At 69.2% G+C, this 16,389-nt stretch carries 15 protein-coding genes; 10 read left to right on the top strand and 5 right to left on the bottom strand.

Features of this window, described 5'->3' with window-relative positions; genetic code table 11:
* On the bottom strand, positions 1 to 174 hold a 174-nt coding region (locus tag VKQ35_RS17285), incomplete at its 3' end, for an SDR family NAD(P)-dependent oxidoreductase (protein ID WP_324363861.1).
* Between the two features lie 60 nt (positions 175 to 234).
* Here VKQ35_RS17285 and VKQ35_RS17280 point away from each other — a divergent pair.
* Positions 235 to 2,256 (top strand): TonB-dependent receptor, encoded by a 2,022-nt coding sequence (locus VKQ35_RS17280; protein WP_324363851.1) that lies wholly within the window; start codon positions 235 to 237, stop codon positions 2,254 to 2,256.
* Here the strand turns inward: VKQ35_RS17280 and VKQ35_RS17275 are convergent.
* Genes VKQ35_RS17275 through VKQ35_RS17265 form a run of 3 tightly spaced genes read right to left on the bottom strand, consistent with a single transcriptional unit; the run spans position 2,253 to position 5,391 of the window.
* The gene (locus VKQ35_RS17275) at positions 2,253 to 3,080 is read right to left on the bottom strand and encodes an arylamine N-acetyltransferase family protein (protein WP_324363849.1); all 828 of its coding nucleotides are present in this window, start codon (positions 3,078 to 3,080) and stop codon (positions 2,253 to 2,255) included. The two genes, VKQ35_RS17280 and VKQ35_RS17275, sit on opposite strands and share 4 nt — an antisense overlap.
* A gap of 4 nt (positions 3,081 to 3,084) precedes the next feature.
* Positions 3,085 to 4,302 (bottom strand): LLM class flavin-dependent oxidoreductase, encoded by a 1,218-nt coding sequence (locus tag VKQ35_RS17270; RefSeq protein ID WP_324363847.1) that lies wholly within the window; start codon positions 4,300 to 4,302, stop codon positions 3,085 to 3,087.
* A 54-nt stretch (positions 4,303 to 4,356) separates the two neighbouring features.
* Positions 4,357 to 5,391, bottom strand: a complete 1,035-nt coding sequence (locus tag VKQ35_RS17265; RefSeq protein WP_324363845.1) for a DNA topoisomerase IB — start codon at positions 5,389 to 5,391, stop codon at positions 4,357 to 4,359.
* 69 nt (positions 5,392 to 5,460) lie between these two features.
* On the opposite strand from VKQ35_RS17265, the gene rlmJ reads away from it, so the two are divergent.
* The 4 genes from rlmJ to VKQ35_RS17245 all read left to right on the top strand — a co-directional run bounded on the left by rlmJ (position 5,461) and on the right by VKQ35_RS17245 (position 9,702).
* Positions 5,461 to 6,276, top strand: coding sequence for a 23S rRNA (adenine(2030)-N(6))-methyltransferase RlmJ (gene rlmJ, locus VKQ35_RS17260; RefSeq protein ID WP_324363843.1), 816 nt, complete (start codon positions 5,461 to 5,463; stop codon positions 6,274 to 6,276).
* Positions 6,277 to 6,394: 118 nt separating this feature from the next.
* A complete protein-coding gene (locus VKQ35_RS17255) occupies positions 6,395 to 6,970 on the top strand; it encodes a hypothetical protein (protein ID WP_324363841.1) in 576 nt (191 codons plus the stop codon).
* Between the two features lie 74 nt (positions 6,971 to 7,044).
* A complete protein-coding gene (locus tag VKQ35_RS17250; RefSeq protein ID WP_324363839.1) occupies positions 7,045 to 7,605 on the top strand; it encodes a sugar transferase in 561 nt (186 codons plus the stop codon).
* A gap of 60 nt (positions 7,606 to 7,665) precedes the next feature.
* Positions 7,666 to 9,702 (top strand): AsmA family protein, encoded by a 2,037-nt coding sequence (locus tag VKQ35_RS17245; protein ID WP_324363837.1) that lies wholly within the window; start codon positions 7,666 to 7,668, stop codon positions 9,700 to 9,702.
* Positions 9,703 to 9,789: 87 nt separating this feature from the next.
* Here the strand turns inward: VKQ35_RS17245 and VKQ35_RS17240 are convergent, their stop codons facing one another.
* A complete protein-coding gene (locus VKQ35_RS17240) occupies positions 9,790 to 10,119 on the bottom strand; it encodes a hypothetical protein (RefSeq protein ID WP_324363835.1) in 330 nt (109 codons plus the stop codon).
* Between the two features lie 182 nt (positions 10,120 to 10,301).
* Here VKQ35_RS17240 and VKQ35_RS17235 point away from each other — a divergent pair, with 182 nt between their 5' ends.
* From VKQ35_RS17235 to VKQ35_RS17215, 5 genes are all read left to right on the top strand, one after another.
* Positions 10,302 to 11,072: a hypothetical protein gene (locus tag VKQ35_RS17235; protein WP_324363833.1), complete on the top strand. Its 771-nt coding sequence runs from the start codon at positions 10,302 to 10,304 to the stop codon at positions 11,070 to 11,072.
* 123 nt (positions 11,073 to 11,195) lie between these two features.
* Positions 11,196 to 12,347 carry an L-lactate dehydrogenase gene (locus VKQ35_RS17230; RefSeq protein ID WP_324363831.1) on the top strand — a complete coding sequence of 384 codons (1,152 nt, stop codon included), beginning with the start codon at positions 11,196 to 11,198 and terminating at the stop codon, positions 12,345 to 12,347.
* Between the two features lie 42 nt (positions 12,348 to 12,389).
* Entirely contained in the window at positions 12,390 to 13,118 is a 729-nt protein-coding gene (locus VKQ35_RS17225) for a phosphatase PAP2 family protein (RefSeq protein WP_324363829.1), read from the top strand.
* Positions 13,119 to 13,306: 188 nt separating this feature from the next.
* Positions 13,307 to 15,652: a TonB-dependent receptor gene (locus tag VKQ35_RS17220; protein ID WP_324363827.1), complete on the top strand. Its 2,346-nt coding sequence runs from the start codon at positions 13,307 to 13,309 to the stop codon at positions 15,650 to 15,652.
* A gap of 11 nt (positions 15,653 to 15,663) precedes the next feature.
* Positions 15,664 to 16,383: a phosphatase PAP2 family protein gene (locus VKQ35_RS17215; RefSeq protein ID WP_324363825.1), complete on the top strand. Its 720-nt coding sequence runs from the start codon at positions 15,664 to 15,666 to the stop codon at positions 16,381 to 16,383.
* The last annotated feature ends 6 nt before the right edge of the window (positions 16,384 to 16,389 follow it).

Below are 16,389 nucleotides of genomic sequence, written 5' to 3'. Positions count from 1 at the left end.
CAGGGTTCGGGCCGCGGCGTCGCCCGCGAGGCTCGCGGTCTCCTCCAGCAGCTCGGCCCGGCGTCCGGCCAGGGCCACGGACCAGCCGTTCGCCAGTAGCGCCAGGGACACAGCCCGGCCGATCCCGCTACCGGCGCCGGTGACGATGGCGACCTTGGCTGTTGCGCTCTCCATGCGGGCTGGATAGCGCTAAGATGATCGAAAGCCCAGTATGGGGCTGATCGGGGGACGCCAATGGTCGACGCCGCGCCGCCGCCCGCCACTGTGGAAGTGGTCGTGGTCTATCCGCCCCGCCTGAAGCCGCTCGGCGGCGAGGCGGTGTTCAGCACCGTGCAGATCACGCCGGAGATTCTGAAGGAGGCGCCGCGCCTGGACCAGGCGCTGGAGAGCGCGCCAGGCGTCTCGCTGTTCCGCCGCACGACCTCGCTCTCGGCCAACCCGACCACGCAGGGCGTCTCATTGCGCGCCATCGCCGGCTCCGGCGCCGGCCGGGCGCTCGTGACCCTGGACGGGGCGCCGGTGAACGATCCCTTCGGCGGCTGGGTCATCTGGACAGCGCTGCCGCCGGAAGGCATCGAGAGCGTCAACATCGTGCGCGGCTCGGGCGCGGGGCCCTATGGCGCCGGCGCCCTCACTGGCGTCATCGAACTGCAGGAACGCGGCGCGCGCGACGGCCTGGGCGCGCTCGACGTCTCGGCCGGCGAGCGCGGGTCCTATCGCGCCGCGGTGAGCGGCGGGACCAGGGACGTCCTGCTGACCGTCTCTGGCGAAAGCAACGACGGCTACATCCCGGTGCGCGGGCCATCGCAGGGCGCGGCCGACACGCCGCTGGACCTGGAAGACGCCAACGCCTCGGTGCGCATCCAGCACAGCTTCGGCTCGGTGCAGGCGGCGCTCAGGTTGGAGACGTTCGAAGAGCGCCGCGGCGCGGGCCTGTTGGGCGCGCGGTCGACGGCAAAGGGCGACGCGGAGACGCTCACCCTGGCCCAGCCGGCGGGCGATGGGGTGGGCGGCTGGCGGCTGCAGGCCTGGGCGCGCGGCAGCGACCTGGCCAACAGCTCGGTCGCGGTGGCCGCCAACCGCGCCACCACCACGCCCGCCAACAACGAGTTCTCGACGCCTGCGCAAGGCTACGGCCTGAACGCCGCCTGGCAGGGAAAATCGGGTGGCCTCTCCTGGGAGCTGGGGGCCGACGCCCGCTGGGCGATGGGCACCGACCATGAGCAGTTCAAGGTGGTCAGCGGCCAGTACACCATGGGCCGGGACGCCGGCGGCCAGACCTTCGTGGGCGGCGGCTATCTGGACGCCGACTACGAGAACGGGCCCTGGCTGGTGACCGGCGGCGCCCGGCTGGACGAATGGAATTCCAGCGACGCGCGGCGCCACGAGTTCGTGCTGGCGACCGGCGTCACGACGCTCAACAACCCCGCGCCCGACGCCTCGGGCACAGTGCCGACCGGCCGCATCGGCGTGCGCTACACGGTCGATCCGGACCTGTGGCTGCGCAGCGCGGCCTATGCCGGCTTCCGGGCCCCGACCCTGAACGAGCTGGAGCGCCCGTTCCGGGTGGGCAACGACGTCACCGAGGCCAATCCCCTGCTGCGGCCTGAAAAGCTGGACGGCGTCGAGATCGGGATCGGCGGCGACCAGGTCGCCGACGCCAAGTTCAACTGGCAGACCACGCTGTTCTACAACGAGCTCAAGGACCCGATCACCAACGTCACCATCGGCGTGGGACCCGGCACGATCCCGGCCTTGCCGATCGCCGGCTTCATCGTCGCCGGCGGCACGCTTCGCCAGCGGCAGAACGCCGGGCAGATCAACGCCTGGGGCGTGGAGGGCGACGCCAATGGCGAGATCTTCACGACGCTGTCCTGGCGCACCGCGTTCGCCTTCACCCATGCGCGGGTAGACGGCCAGAACGCCGCGCCGCAGCTCACCGGCCTTCGGCCCGCCCAGACGCCGGCCTGGACGGTCACCGGCGGCCTCGACTGGCGGGCGATGGAGAAGCTCACCCTGTCGTCGAGCGTCCGCTACGTGTCGACCCAATACGACGACGACCAGAACACCCGGCGCCTGCCGCCGGGCGCGGAGTGGGATGGCCGCGCCGCCTGGGCGCTCGCGCCGGGCGAAGAGGTCTATCTGGCGATCGACAACATCGCCGACGCCCACATCTCCACCGGCAAGGCCGCCGATTTCACCGACAGCTGGAGCGAGCCCAGGACGTTCCGCGTGGGCTTCTCTTACCGGCGCTAGGCGGGAACCGCAGCCTCGGCGGCCGCCATGACCTCTTCATGCCGCGCGAGGATGCGGGGCCACAGCGTGGCCGCCTCCGGCACATCGAGGCCGAAGTCGCGGGCCAGCACCGCCACCCATTCCTCGGCCGAGGCGATGGTTTCCTGGGTGACGCCCGCCGGCGTGACGCGGCGCAGGACCCGGCCGCGTAGCTGCAGGATCCCGTCGCCGCGATAGCGCTGCACGACGGCGTTCAGCACGAAATTGGACTCCGGCGCGTACTGCAGCCATTCGCAGCGGCCGGCCAGCAACTCCGGGTCCGCCGGCGCGACCTGGAAGTCGAAGGACTTCGCGCCGCCGAATTCGTGGTTGTGGAAGCGCCACCAGCCCTCATCCATGGATTCCAGCCGGAACCCATAGCCGGCGACCGTCATGGCCGCGGGCGTGAGCGGGAAGGGGTCCAGGCTGCCGTCGCCGAAGCCCACGTCGGCGATCCAGGGCCCGCCGTCGATCTCCACCAGCAGCACCAGGTGATTGCCGATCACGATGTCGCCCATGATTTCGCGCATCGCCGCGCCCGCCATGCGGGTGACCTTGAAGCCGATCTCGCTCAGCACCGCGCCGAACAGGCCATTCATCTCGTAGCACCAGCCGCCGCGCCGCCGCGTGACGATCTTGTCGAAGGCGGCCGCTGGGTCGGTGGTCAGGGGCCGTCCCAACTGGACGTCGAGGTTCTCGTAAGGGATCGCCTGCAGGTGGGCGCGATGCAGGGCGAAGAGCGTCGCCAGGTCCGGGCGCGCCTCACCCGCAAAGCCGATGCGGTCGAAATAGGCCTGCGGGTCCATCGGCCTAGTCGGCCTGAGGCGGCGCCTGGGCCGCGCCGGTGATCAGCTCCACGATCTGCGGGCTGATGTTGTCGACGCCTTTTTCCATCATGTGCTGGACGATCCGCGCGCCGACCGCGCCGCGCACCTGGGTGGTGAACTCCTCCTTGTTCTCCTTGACCCAGGCCATGGAGGCGGAACGGTTGTCGTTGAGATTCTGGAAGTGCGGGAAGACGTAGCGGGCCATCAGCTCGTAGGAGTGCCTGGTGGCGCCCCAGTTGGCCCAGTTGTGGGCCATCAGCAGGAAGGCGCCGAAGCCGCCGCTCTCGTTCACCAGCTGCTGGATGCGGGCGATGGCGTCGTCGGGCGTGCCGACCACCGCCATGCCGCTCTCGACCATGGCCTTGATGGGATCGTCGCCCTCCGGGACGATGGGCAGGTTGGCGATCTCGCGGAAGTAGAAGATCCACTTCTCCAGGCCGAAGCGGATGTCCTCCATCGCCTGTTCGCGGGTCTCGGCGATGTGCATGGGGCCGACGAGGCGCCAGGCGTTGCGGTCCATGGCCTGGCCGTGCTCGGCCGCCTGCTCGGTGGCGATGGCCCAATTGGAGGCGAGCGCATTGAACCCGGCGGTTGAGGTGGCGCCGAGCGACAGCAGGCCCAGCCCATGCTGGCCCGCGGCGCGCGCGCCGGTGGGCGAGACCTGGCTCGCCACCGCGATCTCGACGCTCGGCCGCGAATAGGGGGTCATCTGCAGGCGGGCGCGATCGAGTTCGAACCAGTCGGACTTGTGGGTGACCTCTTCGCCGCGCAACAGGCGCACGATGCAGCCCAGCGCCTCGTCCATGCGGTCGCGCTGCTTGGCGACCGGAATGCCCATCATGAAGGCGTCGGAGACCAGCGCGCCCGGTCCCGCGCCGAACATCACCCGGCCGCGCGTCATGTGGTCGAGCTGGTTGATCCGGTCGGCCAATATCAGCGGGTGATGGTAGGGCAGCGACGAGACGCCGGTGCCCAGCCGGATATGCTTGGTCCGCTCGGCGGCGGCGGCGATGAACACCTCGGGACTGGCGATCAGCTCGTAGGCGGCGGAATGGTGCTCGCCGATCCAGGCCTCGTCGAAGCCCAGCTGGTCCATCCATTCCACCAGCTCCAGATCGCGCTGGATGGCGAGCGTCGGGTTCTCGTCCAGCGGGTGGAAGGGCGCGATGAAGGCGCCGAAGCGCAGGCGTTGGGGAAGCATGGCGAAGCCTTCTGACGTTGCAGCCCGACCTTAGGCGGCGGACGCGAGGGAAGGCTAGGCGGGCTTGCAGGTCTCCAGGAAGCGTAGCACGGCGAGCTCGAAGGCGCGGTCGCTCGACGCGGCCTTGAGCGGAAGCTCGCCGGCCTCATAGGCGGCCAGCACGGCCGGGTGGATGTACGCCTTGCGGCAGACAGCGGGCGTGTTGCCGAGCACGCTCGCGACCGCCTTCACGCAGGTGACGACGCTCTTCTTCGCCTCGCCCTCGGAGGCGCACGCGGGGAGGGATGTGAGGGCGCGGGCAGCTGCCAAGGTGCCGGCCCAGGTGCGGAAATCCTTCGCCGAGAAGTCTTCGCCGAGCGCGTCGCGGATGTAGCCGTTGACGTCGGCGCTTTCGATCGCATGCCGATGGCCGTCGTGATCGAGATACTGGAAGAGGCGCTGGCCGGGCAGGTCCTGGCAGGCCTTGAGGACGCGGGCGAGGCGACGGTCGCTGAAGCCGGTCCTGTGGGTCTTGCCGCTCTTGCCGCGAAACTCGAACACCGCCTTGGCCGCGCCGATCTGGGCGTGGCGATCGCGAAGCGTGGTGAGGCCGAAGCTGCGGTTGGTCTTGGCGTATTCCTCGTTGCCGACCCGGATCAGGGTGATCTCCATGACCCGGACCACAGCGGCCAGCACCTTCTCGCGCGGCAGGCCGTGGCGTGCGAGGTCGTGGTCGACCTGCTTGCGCAGCCGGGGAAGCGCCCGGCCGAAGGCGATCAGCCGGTCGTACTTGCCGAGGTCGCGCACCTGGCGCCAGCGGGCGTGGTAGCGGTACTGCTTGCGGCCTTTGGCGTCGCGGCCGGTGGCCTGGATATGGCCTCGCTCCGTGGGCGAGATCCAGACCTCGGTCCAGGCCGGCGGGATGGCGAGGCTGCGGATGCGGTCCAAGGCCGGCGCGTCGGCCACCGGTTTGCCGTCGGTGTCGAGATAGCTGAAGCCATGGCCGGCCCTGCGGCGGCGGATGCCGGGGTCCAGGTCGCTGACATAGGTCAGGTGCGCGGCCTTGAGATCCGACGCGGGAACGGTCTGATCGGCTAGATCGCGGGCCACGCAAGACGCCTCCACTCAAGAGCGGCCAACGTGGTACGCACGGCGCCAGTTCCTGAAGAGTCCTCGCCCTTGAACTATCGCCACGCCTTCCACGCCGGGAACTTCGCCGACCTGGTGAAGCATGCCGCGCTGCTGCAGGTGCTGGCGCGGTTGGCGGGCCAGCCGCTCAGCGTGATCGACACCCATGCCGGGCGCGGCCTCTACGATCTGGCCGGCGCCGAGGCCAGGAAGTCCGGAGAGGCGGAGGCCGGGGTTGTGCGGCTGATGGCCGCCGCCGACGCGCCCGCCGAGTTCGCGCCCCTGGCGGCGGCCGCGCGCAAGCTGAACGGCGGCGGGCCGGTGCGGCGCTATCCGGGGTCGCCCTGGCTGATCGCCGAGGCGCTGCGGCCCGGCGACAGCTACCTGGCCTGCGAACTGCGGCCGGAGGAGCACCAGGCGCTGAGCGAGCGGATGAAGGGCAAGCGCGGCGTGCGCACCCTCTGCGCCGACGGCTATGACCTGGCCGTCGCCCAGACGCCAAGCTCGGGCCGCGCCCTGGTGCTGATCGATCCGCCGTTCGAGCGGTCGGACGACTATGCGCGGATCGTCGAGACCTTGGCGGGCCTGCGCGGCCGCAATCGGGCGGCCACCGCCCTGGTCTGGCTGCCGCTGAAGGACCTGGAGACCTTCGACGGGTTCCTGCGCGACCTGGAGGACGCGGTGGAGGCGCCGTTCCTGGTCGCCGAGACGCGCATGCGGCCGCTGACCGATCCCTTGAAGATGAATGGCTGCGCGCTGGTCTTGCTGGGTGCGCCGGCGGATATGGCGCCGCCGCTGCAGGCCATTTGCGGTTGGACGGCGCGGACGCTGGGCGAGAACGGAACGGCCAAGGTCTACGCGGTCTGAAGCTCGGCGCCCGACTTTGCGGCGCCCGATCACATTCTCGAATTTCACAGACATTTCGCATCTGCGAGATTGCGTCAGGTGTTATGTTGCGACGCACAATCTTTCTCAGGAGACCGCCATGTCGCTCGCCCCCGAATCCGCCCCCGAATCCGCCCCCAAGGCCGAGGCCCTCGCCGATCCGAAGGCCCTGCTGCGCGTGCCCGTCGGCCTGGCGTCGCCGCTCTGGCCGCTGTTCACCGGGGTTGCGGTGAGCGGTGCGGCCTGGTGGTGGATGACCCGCTGGACGCAGCCCGCGAACCTGGAGGCCATGTTCGGCGCGATGAAGACGGCGGAGGCCGAAACCCAGGCCGAAGTCCTGGCGCTGGCGGAGCCAGTGGTCGAGGTGGCGGAGGCCGCGGCCCGAGAGATCGCGGAAACGGTCACCGAGGCTGAAGCGGCCGCGGAGCCTGTCCTGGAGTCAGTGGCTGAAGCGCTCGTGGAGCCGGTGATCGAGGCTTCGCCCGAGCCCGTGCTGGAAGCGCTGGTCGATGCGCCGGCCGCGGTCGAGCCGGTGGGCGGCGAATCCGCGCCGGTCTCGCCGGTGCTGGAGGCCATCGCGCCGAAGACCGTCGCGCCGGAGACCGTCGAGCCTGCGGCCGAGCCCGTGGACGCTCCGAAGCCGAAGAAGAAGGTCGCCGCGCCGAAAGCCGACTGACCTTGGCGCTGAGCCACGGCTGAGCCTACAACCGGCGGCGTCGCCCTTGAGGCGGCGTTGCGCCGGGAGCGGCTTTGAAGCGGGCCTTGGACATCGTGGGCGGGCTGGCGGGCCTGGTCATCCTGTCGCCGCTGCTGGCCGGGTTGGCGATCGCCGTGCGCCTGGAAAGCCCGGGGCCGGCGCTGCACTGGTCCAAGCGCGTGGGCCGGCGCAACCGCATCTTCGTGATGCCCAAGTTCCGCACCATGCGCCTGGGCACGCCGGACGTGGCCACGCACCTGCTGGACGATCCGGACCGGTGGGTGACGCCGCTCGGCCGCTTCCTGCGCCGCACCAGCCTCGACGAAATCCCGCAGCTGTGGAGCGTGCTGAAGGGCGACATGAGCCTGGTGGGGCCAAGGCCGGCGTTATTCAACCAGGACGATCTGGTGGCGCTGCGCACCGAGGCCGGAGTCGACGCCCTGCGCCCCGGGCTCACCGGCTGGGCTCAGATCAATGGGCGCGACGAACTGCCCATCCCGGAAAAGGCGGAGTTGGACCGCCAATATCTGGAGCGGATGTCGTTCGCCTTCGACCTGAGGATTCTCGCTGTAACCGCGCTTTCGGCGCTGTCCGGGCGCGGGGTGAGCCATTAGGCGGCGCCAACTGCGTCCTGGCGCGTTAGGGTCGCTTGGCATCCCAAGGAGCACGACCGCTTGACCGCTGACGCCGCCGCCATGCCTCGCAAGGGCCGTCGAAGGATCGCCTGGACCGTCGGGGTCTTCCTGGCGCTGGCCGTGGCTGCGGCGATCCTGGGCGCGATCTGGGACTGGAACTGGTTCCGAGGGCCCGTGGCCGCCATCGCGTCCGGCCGAATGCATCGGCAGGTGACGATTACCGGCGACCTCAAGGTCCATCCCTGGTCCTGGCAGCCCAGCGCCACGGTTGACGGCGTCCACATCGCCAACCCGGCCTGGGCCAGCGGATCGCCGGTCGGCAAGGCCGAACTCGCCGACATCGGCCGGATCGCGGTGCAGATCCGCCTGGCTGCGCTGTTCGCCGGCCACCTGGACCTTCGCCTGCTGGAATTCGACCAGCCGAAGATGGCGCTCTACCGGGACGGCGATGGCCGCGCGACCTGGGACTTCTCCGACGGATCGAAGCCCGATGAGCCTTTGCGCATGCCGCCGGTCCGCAAGTTCATCATCGACGGCGGCCAGCTCGTCTATCGTGACGACCAGCGCAAGCTGAGCTTTACCGGCACGGTCGAGGCCAAGGAGGCGCTCGGCCAGGTGAACCGCGGCTTCCAGATGGTCGGGCAGGGCGCGCTGAACGCGCAGCCCTTCAGCCTGAACGTCACCGGCGGTCCGCTGCTCAACATCGACCGCAACAAGCCCTATCCATTCGACGCCGACATCCGCGCGGGGCAAACCTATGTGACGGCGCAGGGCGCGGTGCCGAAGCCCTTCGACCTGGCGCAGTTCTACATGAACGTGACCTCGCGCGGGCCGGACCTTTCCGACCTCTACGGCCTGACCGGCGTGCCACTGCCCAACACGCCGCCTTACAACCTCAGAGCCCGGCTCTCGCGCGATGCGCACCTATGGAAGGTCGACAACATCGCCGGCAAGGTCGGCAGCAGCGACCTGTCGGGCAATCTGTCGGTGCGCACCGGCGACAAGCTGCCGTTCCTCACCGCCGACCTTCACTCGCGCGCCCTCAACTTCCCCGATCTCGGCGCGCTGTTCGGCGGCGCCCGGAAAACCGGCCCGGTCGCTTCGCCAAAGCAGAAGGCGGTGGCGCAGCAGATGCAGCAGCAGGCGCGGATCTTCCCCGATGCGACGCTGAACTTCTCCAAGATCCGCGGCCTCGACGCCGACATCAGCTTCAAGGCCGACGCCATCACCGGCGCGCCCATTCCGCTGCGGTCCGGCTCGACGCGGGTGAAGATGAACGCCGGCCTGCTGCGCGCCGAACCGCTGGAGCTCGACCTGCCGCAGGGCCGGATCAGCGGCTTCGTGCAGCTGAACGGCCGGCAGACCGACGCGATCACCGACCTCGATCTTCGGCTTTCGAACGCGCGTCTGGAAAACCTCTTGCCGGTGAAGTTCCAGGGCGCCCAGCCCTTCGCCGGGACGGTCGTCGCGCGCGCCACGTTGCACGGGACGGGCGACTCCGTGCACGACGCCATGGCCGACGCCAACGGCGAGGTGATGATCGTCGCCCCCGGCGGCCAGATCAATCAGACGCTCGCCGAACTGGCCGGCGTCGACCTGGTCAAGGGCCTGGGCCTGCTGTTCGCCAAGAACCAGGCGACGACGCCGATCCGCTGCGGCGTGCTGCACTTCACCGGCCGCGGCGGCGTGCTCTCCGCCGACCGGCTGATCGTCGACACCGACCCGGTGCTGATCGACGGCGGCGGGGTGATCAACCTGGACAAGGAGACCCTGGAGTTCACCGTCCGCGGCCACCCGAAGAAGTTCCAGCTGGTTCGCCTGGTGGCGCCGATCACCGTCAGCGGTCCGATGCTCAGCCCCAAGGTCAGCGTTCGCAAAGGCCAGGCGATCGCCCAGGGCGTCGGCGCCGCGGCGCTCAGCCTCTTGACGCCGGCGGCGGTGCTGCTGCCCTTCGTCGACGCCGGCCTCGCCAAGAACGCCGACTGCGCCGGCCTGATGGCGGCGGGCAAGGCCGAGGGTGCGCCGGTGAAGTCCGCGCCGCCGTCCGCCGCCAAGACCGGCAAACCCGGGCGTTAGCGCGGCCCCGCCGATTCCGCCGGATCTAGCCGGAAGGGGACCATGGCTGCGCCACGCGCGGACGCCAGATCGGCCGTCCGCGGGCGCCTAGCGCTCCGCTGCGTCGCGCAGGCATTTCAGCCAGGCGTCCTCGCGGGCCTTCTCGGCCGCGCGCAGCGCCGCCTCGGCGTCGCGCACGCCGGCGTCGTGTTTGCGCCACTCGGAGACGGCGCCCTCGCGCGCCGCGCGGGCCGCCTCAAGGGTCGGGAACCGCGCCAGCACCGCGCGCACCGAATAGCTGACCGGCGGGCCCACGGTTTCGCGGTCCGGATAGAAGCCGGTGATGGAGTCGTTGCTCTCGGTCTCGATGTGGAAGACGTCCGCCCAGCCGGCGTGGTGGCGCATCAGGGCCCAGGGCCGTTCCATCCGCTCGCTCACCGATATCTCCTCATCCGTCGTGTTCGAATCCGCCTTGGGCGGGGTGTCTCGCGGCCAAACTAGCCCAGGGCCCGGCGGGCTCCAACGGCGCAAGGCCGCATTTTGCTGTTTCGTCCCGAACCTGTTCGATGGAAAAGCTTGGCCATTGTTTTCGATCCAGCGATTCTCGCGAGCGGTATCCCTTGGCCAAGATCGTCATCGCCCAGCAATTTTGCGGGCCTCCGAGTTCCGGCAACGGCGGCTATGTCTGCGGGGTCCTGGCCAGGGACTTCGAAGGCCCGGTGACCTCGGTGCTGCGCGCCCGCGTGCCGCTGGACGTCAATCTCGACCTCCGCAGGGAGGACGGGGTGATGCAGCTGACCGACGCCTCGGGCGGGCTCGTGGGCCAGGGGCGGACGGCTGACGCGGCCCTGTTGCCGATCCCGCCCGAGGCGCCCAGCATGCGCGCCGCCCGCGCGGCCGGTGCGCGCTTCGTCGGCCACGAGCAGCGCGTCCACCCGATCTGCTTCACCTGCGGTCCCGAGCGCACGGCTGGCGATGGGCTGCGGGTCTTTCCCGGCCAGATCGAGGGCGCGCCGGCCGGGCACGTCGCCTGCATCTGGACACCCGACATGGCCTTCGCCGACGCCCAGGGCCTGGTGACCTCGGAGGTGATCTGGGCGGCGCTGGATTGCCCGGGCTTCTTCGCCTGGGTCGCCAAGGAGGGCCGCCACGGCGCGCTGCTCGGCACCATGACCGGCGAAGTGCTGCGCCGTCCGCGCGCCGGCCACGAATATATCGTCATGGCCTGGCCGCTGGAGCGCGAGGGTCGCAAGGAGACCGCCGGCGTCGCGCTCTTCGCCATGAACGGCGAGGTGCTGGCCCGCGCGCACCAGGTCTGGGTGACCATGGCGCCTGGCTTCCAGACCCGGGCGGATGTGGAAGCGGCGGAGGCGGCGCGCCCGTCGGCCTGAAGAGTTCGACGGCGCGCTGCAGGTCCGGCTTTCGGCGGTCGCAGAGGTCGCTTGCGTCTGTCGGCGCATCGCGCTCCAACTCGCTGGGTCTTCTGGCGCCGACCAAACGGGGAGGGATCCTAAGTGCGCGCGGCTTCGGTCTCGGACTATCGGGAGCTTGCGCGGCGGCGGCTGCCGAAGATCTTCTTCGAATATATCGACGGCGGCTCCTACGCCGAGGCGACGCTGAGGCGGAACGTCGCCGACCTGGAGGCGATCGCGCTGCGCCAGCGGGTGATGCGCGACATGTCCAGGCTGGACATGAGCGTGACGACGCTCGGCCAGACGCTGGCCATACCGGTGGCGCTGGCGCCGGTCGGCATGTCGGGCATGTACGCCCGGCGCGGCGAGGTGCAGGCGGCGCGGGCGGCCAAGGCGGCGGGCGTGCCCTTCTGCCTCTCGGCCATGGGCGTCTGCGGGCCGGACGAGGTGGCGGCGGGCGCCGGTCTGCCGCCCTGGTACCAGCTCTATATGCTCAAGGACCGCGGCTACATGCGCGAGCTGCTCGCCCGGGTGAAGGCGCTGGGCTGCCCGGTGCTGGTGTTCACCGTCGACCTGCCCGTGCCCGGCGCGCGCTATCGCGACGTGCGCTCCGGCTTCACCGGATCGAGCGGGATCTCCGGGGCGCTGAACACCGCCTGGGACGGGCTGACCCATCCGGCCTGGATGTGGGACGTCTGGGCCAACGGGCGGCCGCACAGCCTTGGCTCGGTGGCCGGCGCCGTGCAGGGCAAGCATGGCCGGGTGACCGATTTCCTGTCGTGGATCGCGAAGAACTTCGACCGCTCGGTGACCTGGAAGGACATGGACTGGGTGCGCGAGACCTGGGACGGGCCGATCGTCGTCAAAGGCGTGCTCGATGTCGAAGACGCCAAGGACGCGGTGCGGGCCGGCGCGCAAGGTCTGGTGGTGTCGAACCATGGCGGACGGCAGCTCGACGGGGTGCGCTCCTCGATCTCGGCGCTGCCGGGCATCGCCCAGGCCGTCGGGTCCGACCTGGAGGTCTACATGGACGGCGGGGTGCGGTCGGGCCTGGATGTGCTGAAAGCGATGGCGCTGGGCGCCAAGGCCTGTTTCGTCGGCCGCGCCTGGGCCTACGCCCTGGGCGCCGGCGGTGAGGCGCAGGTGGCCAGGATGCTCGGCACCCTGAAATCGGAGCTCTCGGTGGCCATGGTGCTGACCGGCTGCGCCAACGTCCGCGACGCCAGCCGCGAGATGCTTGACGCGCAAGTCTGAACGCTTTGCGGCCAGCGACGTTGGGCCTTGGCGAGGATGCCCATGGCCAAGGTTCTGAAACATCTGCTGAAGCGCCTGGAAAGCCGCGTCCTGATCGTGCTGATCGCGGCGGCTGGCGCGCTGTGGGGTTTCTTCAATATCGCCAGCGAGGTGGGTGAGGGCGAGACCAAGGCGCTCGACACCCGCCTGCTCTTGATGCTGCGCAACGCGGCCGAACCCAGCGACCCGGTCGGCTCGCAGGCGCTGCAGGAGTCGATGCGCGACGTCACCGCGCTGGGCGGCGTGACGGTGATCACTCTGGTGACCACCGTCGCGTTGCTGCTGTTCCTGATGCACCGCAAGCTGTGGCACGCCGGCATATTCGCGCTGGCGGTCACCCTGGCCTTCGTCTCCAGCGAAGGGTTGAAGGACGTCTATGACCGGCCACGTCCCGAGCTCGCGCCGCACGGCAGCTATGTCTATGGCTCAAGCTTTCCGAGCGGTCATTCCACCCTGTCGGCGGCGGTCTATCTGACGCTGGCGGTGCTGATTTCCAGCCTGGAGGCCAATCGGGGGACCAAGCGCATGGTGTTCGCGCTCGCCGGCGTGCTGGTGGCCGGCATCGGCTTCAGCCGCGTCTACCTGGCCGTCCACTGGCCGAGCGACGTGCTGGCCGGCTGGTGCCTGGGCGGGGCATGGGCGCTGATCGCCTGGGTCGCGCTCCTGCGGTTTGGCGGGCGCGACCAGATCGCCGAGCCGGAGCCCGCAGCCGAGGCCAGCCACCCACAGTGATCGCGCGGGACGACGAGCCCGGTGGAGCGAAGATTGATTTTCCCCAATGTAAATGACTGAATGAAAAACGTCGCCCAACCGTCATGAAACCTTGATTTGTGATGGTCAGCGGACTGAGCTTTCAACACCCCCAAGCAAAAGGAGCGTCGGACCGGACGCGCTCCAGACGACAATTTGGGGGTACTGCAATGAAAACGCATTTTGTGCGCGCACGGACTTATCGTGCGCTCTGCCTGGGCGGATCTGCTCTTGCCGCGGTGATCGCGCTGGGCGCCAGCCCCGCGCTGGCGGCGGACGCGGCCGCGGCGGCGTCGAGCGAGGCCGGTCCGGTCAAGATCGACCCGGAAAACCCCGACTTCGGCCGCCGGGTCAGCGAGCTGGTGGTGATCGGCGAGGGGACCAACGGCGGCCAGGCCACCGCGCCGGCCAAGGCCAATCTGCAGGAGACCGAGCCGCAGACGATCATCGACCGCAAGGCGATCGACCAGTTCATCCCGGCGACCGCCGACTACACCCAGATCGTCAACCTCTCGCCCAGCGTCTCGGGCACCTCGACCAACGGCCCGGGCCTTGGCGAGTCCAAGACGGTGCTGCGGGGCTTCCAGGACGGCCAGTACAACGTCACCTACGACGGCATTCCGTGGGGCGACGCCAACGGCCCGACGCACCACTCGACGTCCTTCTTCCCGTCCTCGACGATCGGCGCGGTGATCGTCGACCGGGGCCCCGGCAGCGCCGGCCAGATGGGCGTCGCCAACTTCGGCGGCTCGATCAACCTGTTCTCGCCCGAGGTCAGCCACGACATGGGCGGCTCCGAGCTCTTGACCTACGGCTCCTGGAACACCGGCATGTCGGTGACCAAGCTCAACACCGGCGACATCGACAAGCTGAACGGCGCCCGCTTCCTGTTCAATTTCCAGGATCTGCAGACCGACGGCGCGCTCAGCCACAATGACGCCAAGGCCTACAACGAGCTGATCCGCGGCGTGATCCCCATCGCGGGCACCTGGAACTTGACGGTGCTGGCGACCTGGAACCAGACCCGCATCCACACCAACGACAACGCCGGCGCGACGCTGGCCCAGGTGGCGCTCTACGGGAAGAACTTCGCCCTCGACACCAACCCGGCGAACCCGACCTATTACGGGTACAACTTCGTCACCAAGCACACCTGGTTCGACTACGCGAAGCTGAACGGCGACATCACGCCGACCAGCCATGTCGATAACACGGTCTATGGCTACTACTATAAGAACGACACCGAATCATCGCTCGACCCGACGCTGTCGCTCACCGATATCGCGACCCATAACGGGCTGGCGGTGACGCTGACGCCCGGCGGCAAGGCCGTCGCGAACGGCGACGTGCCTGGCTACACCAAGCTCAACGTCTACAAGATCTATGGCGACATCCTACACTTCGACCAGGAGCTGCCCTACGGCGTGACGGTGAAGTCCGGCATCTGGCTCGAGACCGCCGACACCGGCCCGCGCGCCCGCTACGACTACGACTCCACCCTAAGCTTCGGCAAGGATGTGAAGGTCGTCGACTACCGCCAGAAGGTGCTGCCCGGCGTGCCGCAGTACCTGGAGTACAACCAGCAGTCCGGCTGGCACCAGTATGAGCCATTCGTGGACATCGAGTGGAAGGTCAACGACCAGCTCACGCTCACGCCCGGCATCAAGTACGTGAACGAGAATATCCACGTGGACGCCGACGTGAACCAGAAGTCCCGGCAGCCTTTCCACGACAGCCACGACTTCACCCAGACGCTGTATTTCTTCACGGGCAACTACAAGATCCAGGAAAACTGGTCGGCCTACGCCCAGTACGCCACGGGTTTCCTGGTGCCGGACATCAGCGTCACCCAGGTGGTCACCCCGAACCTCAGCTCCCTGCAGCCGCAGAAGTCGACCAACTACCAGTTGGGCACGGTCTATCACGGCGACCGCATCACGCTGGACGCCGACGTCTACTACATCGACTTCAAGAACAAGCTGCAGACGGTCAGCGTCACCGACCCGATCGCCGGCCTGGAGACGGTGAACTTCAACCTCGGCGGTGCGATCTATAAGGGCGTCGAGGGCGTGGTCACGTTCAGGGCCGCGGACCACATCTTCGTGTTCGCCAACGGCTCGATCAACTCGGCGAAGGCGCAGGGCGCCAACACGAATATCGACGGCGTCCCGGTGACCATCGTCGGCGGCAAGCAGATCGCCAGCGCGCCCAAGTCCACCGCCGCCATCGGCGCATACTATCAGGACGCGAGCTGGATCGCCTCGATCATCGACAAATACACCGGCGTCCAGTGGGGTGCGGAAGGCGAGCCGGCGGCCTACAAGATTCCCGGCTACAACTCGACGGATCTGACCATCGTCTACAGGTGGGACCGCTACCGGCTCGAGGGCGCTGTCTACAACCTTTTCGACAGCGAGAAGGTCACGTCGATCAAGCCTGGCAAGACAGTCCCCTACGACCAGTATTACTTCCAGCCGGAGCGGAACTATCAGCTGTCGCTGAAGGTGAACTTCTGATGCGCCGATGCGTGACAGGGCTGCTCCTCGCCCTGACCGCGGCGGCCGCGGCGAACGCCCCCTCTGTCGCCGCGGCCGCGAAGGCGGAAAAGCCGACCGTCTCCAAGTTCCTGGCGCCGGGCGAGTTGGACCCGGCTCTGTTGCTCCCACCGCCGCCGGCCGACGGGTCGCCCGAAACCCTGGCGGAGCTCGCCGAGCTGCACCGGATCGAGACCTCGCGCACGCCGGAGCGCTTCGCGCTCGCCAAGCACGACGACGAGTTCGAGGACGTGACGTCCATCGCCATGCCGCTGGGTCCGGCCTTCGACCTGTCGCGGTTTCCCGCGACGGCGACGCTGTTCGCGGACGTGAACAATGAAGCGAGCCTGGCGGTGAGGCGCTACAAGCCCTTCTTCGCCCGCACCCGGCCGATCACGGCGGATCCGTCGCTGCACCCCTGCAAGCACGGCGAGGACGGCAAGACGGCCTACCCCAGCGGCCACTCGACGATGGGCTATTCGGCCGCCGCGGTGCTGTCGAACCTGATGCCGGGCAACGCCCAGGTGGTTCAGGCGCGGGCGGCGGACTATGCGGAGAGCCGGCTGGTCTGCGGCGCCCACTACCGGCGCGACATCGAGGCCGGCCATGTGCTCGGCGTGGCGCTGGTGGCCGAACTGATGACCAAGCCGGCGTTCCGGACGGAGCTGGAGGCCGCGCGGGCCGAACTGACCGCGGCGCACATCGCGCCCTGACGGTCG

The sequence above is a fragment of the Phenylobacterium sp. genome (assembly GCF_035309685.1).
Taxonomy (GTDB): domain Bacteria; phylum Pseudomonadota; class Alphaproteobacteria; order Caulobacterales; family Caulobacteraceae; genus Phenylobacterium.
The sequence above is the reverse complement of the archived record's forward strand: the minus strand, read 5'-3'. Positions and strand labels throughout refer to the sequence as shown.